The organism is Photobacterium sp. R1 (genome assembly GCF_054600795.1).
The window spans coordinates 52,337-64,915 of sequence record NZ_BAAHZP010000009.1 but is presented as its reverse complement, the minus strand read 5'-3'; the positions used below and the strand labels follow the sequence as shown (position 1 = coordinate 64,915).

The window sequence follows — 12,579 nt, the reverse complement described above, 5'->3', positions numbered from 1 at the left end:
TCAGTCCTCAATATAGTTCTCGATGCTTGGGCATGAGCACACCAGATTCCGGTCACCGAAGACGTTGTCGACACGGTTAACGGTCGGCCAGTATTTGGCGTCTTTGGTTTGCGCGGACGGATAGCAAGCCAGTTCACGGCTGTAAGTGTGGCTCCATTCAGCATCCATCAGGTCAACCTGAGTATGCGGCGCATTCACCAGCGGGTTATCTTCCAGCGGCCATTCACCAGACTGAACGCGGGCGATTTCCTGACGGATGGCGATCATGGCGTCACAGAAGCGATCCAGTTCAGCCAGATCTTCCGACTCAGTCGGTTCGATCATCAGGGTACCGGCAACCGGGAAGGACATGGTTGGCGCGTGGAAACCGTAGTCCATCAGACGCTTCGCCACGTCTTCTTCAGAAATGCCTGACGCTTCTTTCAGCGGACGGATGTCGATAATACATTCGTGCGCGATACGGCCGTGTGTACCGCGGTACAGCACAGGGTAGTGGTCACGCAGACGCTCCATCACATAGTTGGCGTTCAGAATCGCCAGTTTGGTTGCCTGAGTCAGACCTTCTGAGCCCATCATGGCGATATAGGCGTATGAGATTGGCAGAATCGAGGCAGAACCCAGCTCGGCTGCAGAAACCGCGTATTGTGCGCCTTCGGTTGCGTTCACAGACTCAACGTGGCCTGGCAGGAATGGTGCCAGGTGTGATTTCACACCGATTGGACCCATGCCCGGACCGCCGCCGCCGTGAGGGATACAGAAGGTTTTGTGCAGGTTCAGGTGCGATACGTCAGAACCGATGAAGCCCGGATTGGTCAGGCCAACCTGTGCGTTCATGTTCGCGCCGTCCAGATAAACCTGACCGCCTGCCGCGTGGACCAGATCGCACACTTCACGAACCGCTTCTTCGTAAACGCCGTGTGTTGAAGGGTAGGTGATCATGATGCACGACAGGTTGTCGCGGTGTTTTTCGATCTTCGCTTTCAGATCTTCAACGTCGATGTTCCCGTTGCTGTCACAGCCAACGACGACCACTTTCATGGAAACCATGGCTGCTGAAGCCGGGTTGGTGCCGTGCGCTGAACTTGGGATCAGACAGACGTTACGATGACCTTCGTTGTTCGCTTCATGGTAGCGCTGAATCGCGATCAGACCTGCGTACTCACCCTGTGCGCCCGAGTTTGGTTGCAGTGAGAACGCGTCATAGCCCGTGATTGAACACAGCATTTCAGACAGTTTGCCTGCCAGTTCCTGATAACCTTTCGATTGATCAGCCGGCGCGAACGGGTGTAGTGCACCGAATTCTGGCCAGGTCACCGGGATCATTTCTGCTGCAGCATTCAGCTTCATGGTACAGCTGCCCAGCGGAATCATCCCGTGAGTCAGTGAGTAGTCTTTATTTTCCAGTTTTTTCATGTAACGCATCATTTGCGTTTCACTGTGGTACTGGTTAAACACCGGGTGAGTCAGGTACTTGCTGGTACGACGGCAGCTTTCCGGAATGGCCGCAAATTCGTCTGCAGCGATGTCATCAGTGAAAGCAGAAGCTTTCAGCGCCTGACCAGTAAAGATTTCCAGCAGTTCTTCAACATCGGCAACTGTGGTGGTTTCATCCAGGCTCACACCCAGTTTGTCACCAAATTGGCGCAGGTTCATTCCGGCATCCAGTGCTTTTTTGTAGACAGCATTGGTTTGTTTACCGGTGTTGACGGTAATGGTGTCGAAGAAAGAGTCGTTTTCCAGCACCAGACCCGCATTCTTCAGACCGGCAGCCAGAATTGCAGTCAGGTGGTGAACCCGGCGTCCGATTTTGCGCAGACCTTCAGGACCATGATACAGGGCGTAGAACGCAGCCATGTTGGCCAGCAGCGCCTGAGCGGTACAGATGTTTGAAGTCGCTTTCTCACGACGGATGTGCTGTTCACGGGTTTGCATCGCCATCCGAAGCGCCTGATTGCCTTTGGCATCTTTGGAAACGCCAATTACACGGCCCGGCATCGTGCGTTTGTGAGCATCTTTGGTCGCCATGAAGCCAGCGTGCGGACCACCAAAGCCCATTGGAACACCGAAGCGCTGTGCACTGCCGATTACAACGTCAGCACCCATTTCACCCGGCGCTTTCAGAATGGTCAGGGCCAGCAGATCAGAAGCAACAGCGACCAGTGTTTTTTTCGCGTGTGCTTTTTCGATGATGTCGGTCAGGTCGGCAACCGCACCTGTGGTGCCCGGGTACTGAACCAGCGCACCGAAGACATCGTGGTTGTCCAGCTCGTCGGTTTTGCCGCGAATAATTTCTATGCCGATGTATCCAGCACGGGTGGTCACAACGTCAACCGTTTGCGGGTGCAGATCGGTGGAGACGAAGAATGCTTTGCTCTTGTTTTTGCTGGCGCGCTGACACAGGGTCATGGCTTCAGCCGCAGCCGTAGCTTCGTCCAGCAGGGAGGCGTTTGCCAGTTCCATGCCGGTCAGGTCCATGATCATTTGCTGGTAGTTCAGCAGCGATTCAAGGCGGCCCTGAGAAATTTCTGGCTGATAAGGGGTATAAGCGGTATACCAGCCCGGATTTTCCAGCACGTTACGCAAAATCACGTTCGGCGTGAAGGTATTGTAGTAACCCTGACCGATGAAACTGCGGTTGATGACGTTTTTGCTGGCAACGGCTTTCAGCGCAGCCAGCATTTCTGCTTCGCTTTGCGGCTGATCCAGCTTCATCGCTTCTTTCAGACGAATGGAAGCCGGGACAGTTTCTTCAATCAACTTGTCAATGCTGTCGACACCAATGGACTGCAGCATGGTTGCTTGCTGTGCTTCATTCGGGCCGTTGTGACGGCCAGCGAAGGCTTTGTCGTCACTCAGTGCATGTAAAAGGTTCATGTCGGTCATGGTTCTTTCCTGAACAGTTACTACACATTGCTAGCCATCTGCCGGCAATGGCGAGAAATCTCTTGGGTGGAAAAACGGCTTCCAATGGATTGAAAGCCGCAGTGTTCCTTAGTCTTCGATGCTTGCCTTGTATTGGTCTTCATCGATCAGCTTGCTCAGCTCTTCGACATCAGCAACTTTGATTTTAGCAATCCAGCCACCTTCGAATGGTTCTTCGTTGATCAGTTCAGGGCTGTCGCCCAGTTCTTCATTGATTTCAACGACTTCACCAGTGACAGGTGCATAAATGTCTGACGCGGCTTTGACAGACTCAACCAGAGAGAAAGTTTCACCAGCTTCAGTGCTGCCACCAACTTCCGGCAGGTCTACGAAAACCACATCACCCAGCAGCTCCTGAGCGTGGTCTGTGATACCCATGGTGATAGTGCCGTCACCGTTGTCGCGTACCCACTCGTGGCTTTCAGTAAACTTCAGGTTGCTCATTTGAATCTCCTTGCGCAATGTTTCCGCATCTTTGTTATTTATCCCGGCAGATTTCCCTGCCGGTGTTTTCCTGCTTACCGTGTCCTTCAACGCACACGGCAAAATGAAATTACTGATACAGCGGGAAGCGGCCGCATAGTTTCTGAACTTGCTGCTTCACGCGGTATTCGGTTTCACTGTTGTCTTCCGGATTGGCTGCCAGGCCATCCAGGACATCGCCGATCCACTCGCCGATTTGTCTGAATTCTGCTTCGCCGAAGCCTCTGCTGGTGCCCGCCGGTGTGCCCAAACGGATTCCTGAGGTGACCATTGGTTTTTCAGGGTCGAACGGAATGCCGTTCTTATTACAGGTGATTCCCGCGCGCTCCAGCGCTTCTTCAACCTGATTGCCTTTCAGTCCTTTCGGACGCAGGTCAACCAGCATCAGGTGAGTATCTGTACCACCTGTGACAATGTCACAACCACGGGTTTGCAGGGTTTCAGCCAGCACCTTCGCATTGTTGATCACATTTTTGATATACAGCTTGAATTCTGGCTCCAGCGCTTCGCCTAACGCAACGGCTTTACCTGCGATGACATGCATCAGCGGACCGCCTTGCAGACCCGGGAAGACCGCAGAGTTAATCTTCTTGTTGATGTCTTCGTGGTTGGTCAGAATCATGCCGCCTCGCGGACCACGCAGGGTTTTGTGCGTTGTCGTTGTCACGACATGTGCATGCGGCAGCGGTGACGGATGTTCACCTGCGGCAATCAGACCGGCAATGTGGGCCATATCAACCATCAGGTATGCACCGACTTCGTCCGCGATCGCACGGAATTTTTCGAAATTCACCTGACGGGGAATGGCGGAACCCCCGGCAATAATCATTTTGGGCTGATGTTCGATAGCCAGCTCGCGCACTTGATCATAGTCGATGTCGCAACTGCCTTGTCTGACACCATACTGAACTGCGTTAAACCATTTACCGGAGAGGGCAGGACGCGCACCGTGTGTCAGGTGACCACCGGCATCCAGAGACATCCCGAGAATCGTATCGCCCGGTTGCAGCAGCGCCAGCATCACAGCACCGTTTGCCTGAGCACCGGAGTGCGGCTGAACGTTGACGTATTCACACTGGAACAGCTGTTTGGCGCGTGCAATGGCAATACGCTCAACTTCATCCACATGTTCACAACCGCCGTAATAACGACGACCGGCATAACCTTCCGCATATTTGTTGGTCAGACAGGAACCTTGTGCCTGCATGACGGCTTTGGAAACGATATTCTCTGATGCAATCAGCTCAATTTGCTGATTCTGGCGGTTCAGCTCGGCAGCAATCCCAGCGTTCACAGCACCATCCACCTCAGAGAGGTTGGTTGAGAAGAACATCTCCAGGTCATGGTTTTGGTATGAAGTTTTCATTTCACGTTATCCTCAATTCGCGCCCTGAACCGATTCACTGTCACGGCAGGCAGAGCGGTATCTATTGTGATGTCTCGTTATTGTCGCTTCCTTGTCTTGGGAGGTATGCGTCTGATTGCGCCTGCCTAACAAGTGCGTAACATACGCCTCTATTGATAACGGATCAAATCAAAATTTCCAATAGTGGATAATCGTTCACTTTAGTGGTCGTAATCTTACGCAAACGTTTGCTTCTTGTCATGTTAATTTCTATGATAGGCACGAAATTTTCAGTATCTGCTTGTCAGAAATGTGTGCTGACTCTAATTATAGTCAGTCATCAATACCAGGGATGGCAAGGGTTGAGGGCGGAAATGGCTGCGGCTTGCTTTCTGATTTCGGGATGGCCTTTACGTCTTGAGAAGCGATTTTTCGGCGGGCAGGTTGCTTTGTTTTTCGATGAGTTTCCAATAGGAAACTTTATTTCAAATATGATGCCTTGGTCATAGTTTTGTTACTGGCTCGCTTTCCTGTTGTGAACAGCCTGTGCCAGAATGAGGTCAGAAGTCGCCTTGGAGGGCAAAGATGACAAGTGATGAAAACCACGTGGATCCGTATCCATCATTGACTGTGGCCAGGGACCAGGAACCTGATAAAGAAAGTATTGAGCCGATGCAGCTCGGAAAGCGGCTGAAAGACATCAGGATGGCTCATGGCCTGACACTGGAAGAAGCCAGTAAGCGAACCGGGCTGGCACGCTCAACTTTATCTAAAATTGAAAACGAGCAGATTTCTCCGACCTTTCAGGCGATGCAGAAACTGGCCAGCGGTTTACAGATCGATATTCCGCAACTCTTTGCGCCACCGAAACAAATTATGGCGACCGGCCGTCGGGATATTACCCGGAAAGACGAAGGTAAGCCGCATCCGACCACGACTTACGAGCATGAGTTACTGGCAACGCAACTGCGAAACAAAAAGATGATGCCGTTTAAATCTCGTGTGCGTGCCCGGCGGTTTGAGGACTATCCCGATTGGATTCGTCATGACGGTGAAGAGTTTCTGCTGGTTCTGTCCGGAACTATTCTGTTTTTTTCTGAATTCTACGAGCCCGTTCAACTTAATGAAGGGGATTCGGTTTATTACGATGCCACCATGGGCCATATGCTGGCGTCGGTCAGTGATGAAGATGCGCACATTCTCTGGGTCACGGCATCCTGAAGAGATTTGAGCAGCAGACACAGCAGAGAGCTTTCAGCTTTCGTCACAATTTTGTGACATGGTCGGTTGAGAGTTGGGAAACTTTGTCTACTATTGGAAACAAGAACGATTTTAGCAACAAGCTAGCAACATCTTCACGGTGACTGGTGATTGAGCCCGTCACAGGAATTGATGGAACAGCCGCAGTGCGGTGAATGGAGTAAAAATCAATGTCACAGGATCTTCTCGTTACACCTTTGCATGCCCTTCATATTGAAATGGGCGCCAAAATGGTCCCTTTTGCAGGTTATGACATGCCTGTTCAGTACGCGCTGGGCGTGCGTAAAGAGCACATTCACTGCCGTGAATCTGCCGGCCTGTTTGATGTATCGCACATGGGTCAGTTGCGTCTGCACGGCACAAATGCAGCGAAGGCACTGGAAGCGCTGGTTCCGGTTGACATCATTGATCTGCCTGATGGCAAGCAGCGTTACGCGTTCTTTACCAACGAAGAAGGCGGGATTCTGGACGATCTGATGGTGACAAATTTTGGTGATCATCTGTTCGTCGTGGTGAACGCGGCCTGTAAAGCACAGGATATTGCGCATATCCAGGCGCATCTGCCTGAAGATGTGACAATGGAAGTGATTGATGATCGCGCGCTGCTGGCACTGCAAGGTCCGAAAGCTGCGGAGGTTCTGGCGCGTCTGAACCCGGCGGTCAGTGACATGCTGTTCATGGATGCGGTGAAGCTGGAGCTTCAGGGTGTTGAATGTTACGTAAGCCGTTCGGGTTATACCGGTGAAGACGGTTATGAAATCTCAGTACCGTCTGATCAGGCGGAAGCGCTGGCGCGGACACTGCTTGGCTATGAAGAAGTTGAGTGGATTGGTCTGGGTGCGCGTGACTCCCTGCGTCTTGAGTGCGGTCTGTGCCTGTATGGCCATGATATCGATACGACAACCACGCCTGTAGAAGCAAGCCTGTTGTGGGGGATCAGTAAGCCACGTCGTGCCGACGGTGAGCGTGCTGGTGGTTTTCCGGGTGCAGATCTGATTCTGAAGCAGATTGAAACCAAAGACGTTACCCGTAAGCGTATTGGTCTGATTGGTCAGTCAAAAGCACCTGTCCGTGAAGGCAGCAAGCTGTTTGATGCCAATGACAATGAAATTGGTGTTGTGACCAGTGGTACGTTCGGACCAACCAAGGAAGCACCGGTTGCAATGGCGTATGTGAAAACTGAGTTTTCGGCGATTGGTACCGAAGTTTTTGCTGAAGTTCGTGGCAAGAAGCTGCCGATGACGGTTGAGAAAATGCCGTTTGTACCGCAGCGTTACTACCGCGGCTGATTGACGGTTGGAAATGCGACTGGCTTGAAATGTAAAAAGGAGCGCAATGCGCTCCTTTTTATCTGCATAAGACTGAACATCTGACAGACCCGGGGGAAAGGGTACTCAGTTTCAGCTGTTCAGCATGTTATATGCAGAAGTGAACATCAGACTGAAACCGTCCTGAGAAATTTCCTGAGGTGTCATTTCTGCTGCTTCCAGACGGCGGTAACATTCATTCAGTGCCGCAATGACACGCTCTTGCTCTTGCTTATTCAGTAAATCTGCGTTCATCGTTTTCTCTCTTTATGCTTTTATTGTCGAGTATGCTCTGTACCGGTCATGTCGATACGAAGCACCGGGCAGAAATTGCTGTGATGATTTGTTCCTGGATTGGGCGACAAAGTTCGTTCCAGCTTTTCTGCAAAAGACTTGATGATTACAACTGAAATACAGGATAGTCAGCAAAATTGGTGTAATTGTCATGACAAGGTAAAACCTGTTTACCAGCCACTTCAAGGCGATAGGCAGCGAAAGCAGGGGATGCTTGCTGACAAAGTACTGTTTCGGACACAGTCCGTATGGCGGGAGATGCAGTCAAACGTCAGACACAACAAGTGAGCGCGTAAGGCGCTGTTTTTGCTCTGCGAGTCTGGCGTTTGCTGAGTATCAGTAGCGGTTGTTTAATTCGTTCAGCTTATTCATAAAACGTTGAATCTGTGACTCATTGTTGTTGTGAAACTCGGCTGTGGTCTGATTGATCACGGTGTCGGGATCTTCGTTGAGCGTGTGGAAGTGATAGGTATTATGAAAGTTCACATCCACACTGACGTTCCCGTCGGTGAGGCTGACACTGTAGCCATCATAACTTTCGCTACAGATGATATCTTCCAGCTGTTTGCCGTTTTCGACAGCTTTACCCTGAGTTTTTACTTTTTCATAGACATTCAGCAAGGTACGAATATCAACGCTGTTTTTCATGTTCGCCTCCGATCAGATAAACCTTTCTGTCTTAAATTTAGGAGTTGGTGAGGCGCTTGCAAGCTTAAGTGCTCACTGCTTAATCTGGATCAATTCCAACTGTAACAATTTCATTACAAATCATTGTTCAGCCGGATAAACACCCGGGATGACGAATTATGAAAAGGGGTAGTGACCTGTCGCTGGACGCGTGATAATTTGACAGTCATCGCAATAACTAAACGGAATTTATACTGATGTTTAAGCAGCTGACAGAAGCACAACTTGACCCCATTCTTTCCTTAACACAAATGTTCCGCGAAGATACCCGTTCCGACAAAATGGATCTGGGAATTGGCGTGTATAAAAACAGTGTGGGTGAGACACCGATTATGCAGGCGGTTTTGCAGGCTGAGCACAGACTGCTGGAAACCCAGAAGACGAAATCTTACGTCGGACTGGCCGGTGATGAAGTGTTCAACCAGTCGATGATGGATCTGCTGCTGCAGGGCACATCGGCACACAGTCGTGCAGCTGCAGTGCAGACGCCGGGTGCCAGTGGTGCACTGCGTATGCTGGCTGATCTGATGTATCTGGCTCAGCCGGATACCACCGTCTGGATTTCAAACCCAAGCTATGTCAATCACAAGCCTGTGATGGAAGCTGCGGGCCTGAAAGTTAAATTTTATCCATATTTCGATCCGGCAACCAAACAGGTGAACAGCGAAGCGATGCTCGCGGAGCTGGCGAAGGCGGGTCCGAAAGATGTTGTTCTGCTGCACGGCTGCTGTCATAACCCGACAGGTGCGGATATTTCTTTTGCAGACTGGCAGGCGATCACTGAACTGGCAAACAAAAATGGTTTCCTGCCTTTCGTCGATATTGCCTATCAGGGCTTTGGGGACGGGCTGGAGGAGGATGTTGCGGGCCTGCGTCATCTGGCAAACAATGTTGAAGAAATGATTATTGCGACTTCCTGTTCAAAGAACTTCGGTTTGTATCGTGAACGAACAGGTGCTGCGGTTGTGATCAGTGATTCCCTGAAAGAAGCACAAAAAGCCAAAGGCCGCATTCTGCAACTGGCTCGTTCTTCTTATACGATGCCGCCTGATCATGGTGCGGCACTGGTTGCGACGATTCTGAACGATGACGCGCTGGCCGCAAACTGGAAAGCCGAGCTGAATGAGATGAACCAGCGCATGCTGCGCCTTCGTGCCGGTCTGACTCAGGCTGTGCGCAATCAGGGTTCTGAGGCATTTGACTTCATCGAACAACACAAAGGGATGTTCTCGGTGACGGGTCTCAGCCCTGAGCAGATTATTCGTATGCGTGAAGAGTTCGGGATTTATGCAGTGGGTGATGGCCGTATTAATATTGCGGGCCTTCAGGAAGACAGACTGGATTATCTGGCCTCAGCGTTACTGGCTGTGAGCCGCTGAGTACACGTTCTTTTTTCCGAACGACCTTAACAGAAGAAGGAGCACTCAGGTGCTCCTTCTTGTTTAAGCCTGCATGTTATTGATCAGGAAAATCAAACTCCGCCTGAACAGGGTAGTGGTCAGACAGATCACTGTAGTAGCCATCATGCCAGTATTCACCCTCAGGTAGTGGCCATTTGCCCTTCAGATAATGCCAGTACCATTGTTCTCTGCTTTGAAGCTTCACGACTTTCATGGCCGCCGGAGCTGTGGGTTGCAGATGGTTTTTGTGCCACAAGACATAGTCCAGCGTATCGTTGTAATTCAGAGAATAACCGTCTCTGTATGCACCGGCTTTGGTGATCCAGTTGTACTTGGCAGAAAATGAGCCGACAGAGGGATCGGGGAAATACACCTTGCTTTGTGTGGTAGAGAGCATGTCCTGAATCTGATCCTGACGGCTCCATTCGACATTCAGGTCACCGGCAATCACGACAGGTTCTGATGCCGGAATATTTTCCGCATCGATGAAGTTTTGCATCTCCGCCAGCTGCGCCATGCGAACCGGATGTTCTTTATCCGGGTTATCGGTGCTGGATTGTAAATGCGTCCCTAACACGTGGAAATGCTGGCCGTTTTTCTCGATTTCAATATAGGCAAAGCCTTTATTGGCGTAGTAGTCCCAGGTGCTTTTGTCACTGGCCTGATAGACGTGGGCTTTCTGACTCAGAATCGGGTAGCGGGACAAAATGGCGACACCACCGCGAACGACCACAATCGAGTTGGAACAGTTGCCGGTCAGTGCATCCCATCCTCTGCCGCTGCAGTCCAGACCGACAACCGGCGTCTGATAAGGGTAGAGCGAAGCGAGTTCATTGAGCATGACTTCTGAATCTGCATTGAGGGCTTCATTGATGATCAGCACATCCGGTCTATTGTCCATGGCCGCAATGGCGTCCGGAATCCGTTGGGCACGGTTGGCCTGATCCCAGTCACCAAATGGCAGGAGCAGGGTGTTGTAGTTCATGACATTCAGTGTTTCTGCATGTGTGAATGCGGACAGCAATAAACACACTGCTCCGAAGGTTTTTTTCATCGCAAGTTTCCTTTTTGAATTTTTTAAAGAGATTCATTCTCGCGATAAATGATAGAAGCCATATTGTTAAGCCGGTGTTACTGATGGATGAAATCAGTCTCTAACTAACAGAAAAATAAACAAAAATGAGAATAAACTCGAAGAAGTAAAATTTTTTGTTACCGAAGCGTTAACAATCAATATGCGTCAGACAGGCACAAAATGGGTGGAAAAGAAGCAGAAAAGAAACAGAAAAAATAAAGATGCGGAGCGGGAAATGACATAAGGCAGCCTGCGTGAATGTTCATCCGCAGGCCAGGAAATCAGCAGATCCACAGTTGTTCAGCTTGTTCTGAAGCCTGCGCAATCAGCCAGGCTGTCATGGCAGATGCCAGCGCGTCCTGATTGGTCAGAGGGAAAGCACAGACATCGCTGATTAAAGTGACGTCCGGACAGTCCGGGTGAGAAAAAATCATGCCGCAGGCCGCTGGTTTACCCTGATAAAAACCGACATATAAGCGAGCCGGGCTGTTGTCATCCAGCATGATTTGGGTCAGGAATTCAACCATGGCTTCAGATTCCTGATCTGCCCACTGACTGGCCGAAACCATCGCGTAACGAATAGTCAGCGGGTGGCAGTCAACCGGATAGAAACTGAGCAGTTCAGTCTGAGCAAGCGACGGTGCGTCCTGAATCTGAGTGGCATTTCGTTCAGCCTGAGCGGCTTCATAGATGGCAAGACCTTGCTGGCTGAGCGGAGTAGGGAATTCCGCATCAAGGATATGACTAGCCATCCAGGCGTTTTTCAGCGTAATTAATTGTGTGACTTGAGGCTGCATATTTATGGCTTCATCTGGACTCAGCCCCCAACCATACAGGAAAGCCGCTGAAGAAGGTATTCCAAATTGCTGAAATGCGTTCAATTCATCGCCGTTAATGTTGTCATGAGGCTGCTGAAAGCGCCGTGTCATCAGTGTTTATCAAAGTAATCTTTGTTTCGGATGTATTTGTGCATGTAATGGTAGGTAATGGGCCGCAACAGCCAGCTGAGCAGTGATTTATACAGCCTGACCGGGGTAGAAATGTTGTCGTAAATCTTTTCATTATGAAGCCAGAGCATTTTGCCAACGTGCCAGTGCAGACAGGGAATTGGCGGCAGAAAGGTCACAATATCCAGATCGCAGCAGATCCGGTAGGTGCAGTGGTGATAACTGTATGCACGTTTGAAGCTCCAGAATCCGGCGGCGGGCTGGCCAAAGGTTACCACGCGTTTCATCGCATCAGGATGCTCAAGACCCAGCCGTTCCGCGGTCAGTACAGCCATCGCGCCTCCGGATGAGTGACCGGTCAACGACACGCGTTTCCCTTCAAGGATTAACGGCAACAGCGTGGCCCGGATTTGCTGATAAATAGATTCCCCCTGAAAATGCCGGGTATCCGCAGCCTGCAGGTAGTCTATGGCTTGTGTTGTCGACATGACCAGATTCGGGTGGCTGTATGGATTGTCTTCAATCTTGCTGTTCTGCTCCAGCAGATAATGGTACCCCCAGTGAACATGATATGGCTTTCTCCGGCCCGGTAATTTCTTCGGAAAGCAGGCAAAATTGAGTAACCAGTCCCACAGGTTCTGGGAGCCTTTGAAAACCACGATGACTTCTTTTTTCTCCTCACTCCAGAGGATACGGATGATGGTGCGTCCCCAGCGATCGGTGATGTCCCGGCGGCCTTCAATGTCGAAACCGTATTGAGTGTGATCAAAGTCAGACGGGTAGGCCAGCCGGCAAAGAATGGCATAGCGCTCATACTGATAGCGTTTAAGTTTCTTCATACAGACCGGAAAGAGGCCCC

The 12,579-nt window shown here is 50.7% G+C and carries 11 protein-coding genes; 3 read left to right on the top strand and 8 right to left on the bottom strand.

Features of this window, described 5'->3' with window-relative positions:
- The 3 genes from gcvP to ACYP03_RS15650 all read right to left on the bottom strand — a co-directional run bounded on the left by gcvP (position 1) and on the right by ACYP03_RS15650 (position 4,771).
- Positions 1-2,883: an aminomethyl-transferring glycine dehydrogenase gene (gene gcvP, locus ACYP03_RS15660; protein ID WP_459780880.1), complete on the bottom strand. Its 2,883-nt coding sequence runs from the start codon at positions 2,881-2,883 to the stop codon at positions 1-3.
- Between the two features lie 108 nt (positions 2,884-2,991).
- A complete protein-coding gene (gene gcvH, locus ACYP03_RS15655) occupies positions 2,992-3,366 on the bottom strand; it encodes a glycine cleavage system protein GcvH (protein ID WP_248142154.1) in 375 nt (124 codons plus the stop codon).
- Positions 3,367-3,475: 109 nt separating this feature from the next.
- A complete protein-coding gene (locus ACYP03_RS15650; RefSeq protein ID WP_459780878.1) occupies positions 3,476-4,771 on the bottom strand; it encodes a serine hydroxymethyltransferase in 1,296 nt (431 codons plus the stop codon).
- 564 nt (positions 4,772-5,335) lie between these two features.
- Between ACYP03_RS15650 and ACYP03_RS15645 the strand changes: the two genes are divergently transcribed.
- Entirely contained in the window at positions 5,336-5,971 is a 636-nt protein-coding gene (locus ACYP03_RS15645) for a helix-turn-helix domain-containing protein (protein WP_248142156.1), read from the top strand.
- 209 nt (positions 5,972-6,180) lie between these two features.
- Positions 6,181-7,299 (top strand): glycine cleavage system aminomethyltransferase GcvT, encoded by a 1,119-nt coding sequence (gcvT, locus tag ACYP03_RS15640; protein ID WP_459780876.1) that lies wholly within the window; start codon positions 6,181-6,183, stop codon positions 7,297-7,299.
- 111 nt (positions 7,300-7,410) lie between these two features.
- Here gcvT and ACYP03_RS15635 read toward each other — a convergent pair whose 3' ends face one another.
- Together ACYP03_RS15635 and ACYP03_RS15630 are read right to left on the bottom strand one after the other, a co-directional pair.
- Complete coding sequence (locus tag ACYP03_RS15635; RefSeq protein WP_248142158.1) at positions 7,411-7,572, bottom strand: hypothetical protein; 162 nt, start codon at positions 7,570-7,572, stop codon at positions 7,411-7,413.
- Positions 7,573-7,947: 375 nt separating this feature from the next.
- Positions 7,948-8,259, bottom strand: coding sequence for a DUF3081 family protein (locus ACYP03_RS15630; protein WP_248142159.1), 312 nt, complete (start codon positions 8,257-8,259; stop codon positions 7,948-7,950).
- Between the two features lie 236 nt (positions 8,260-8,495).
- Between ACYP03_RS15630 and ACYP03_RS15625 the strand changes: the two genes are divergently transcribed.
- The gene (locus tag ACYP03_RS15625) at positions 8,496-9,677 is read left to right on the top strand and encodes an amino acid aminotransferase (RefSeq protein ID WP_459780875.1); all 1,182 of its coding nucleotides are present in this window, start codon (positions 8,496-8,498) and stop codon (positions 9,675-9,677) included.
- A gap of 76 nt (positions 9,678-9,753) precedes the next feature.
- On the opposite strand, the gene ACYP03_RS15620 is transcribed toward ACYP03_RS15625, so the two are convergent.
- The 3 genes from ACYP03_RS15620 to ACYP03_RS15610 all read right to left on the bottom strand — a co-directional run bounded on the left by ACYP03_RS15620 (position 9,754) and on the right by ACYP03_RS15610 (position 12,559).
- On the bottom strand, positions 9,754-10,752 hold the full coding sequence (locus tag ACYP03_RS15620) for a sphingomyelin phosphodiesterase (RefSeq protein WP_248142161.1): 999 nt from the start codon (positions 10,750-10,752) through the stop codon (positions 9,754-9,756).
- Between the two features lie 302 nt (positions 10,753-11,054).
- A complete protein-coding gene (locus ACYP03_RS15615) occupies positions 11,055-11,570 on the bottom strand; it encodes a hypothetical protein (protein ID WP_459780874.1) in 516 nt (171 codons plus the stop codon).
- Between the two features lie 131 nt (positions 11,571-11,701).
- Positions 11,702-12,559, bottom strand: coding sequence for a lipase family protein (locus ACYP03_RS15610; protein ID WP_459780871.1), 858 nt, complete (start codon positions 12,557-12,559; stop codon positions 11,702-11,704).
- Between the last annotated feature and the right edge of the window lie 20 nt (positions 12,560-12,579).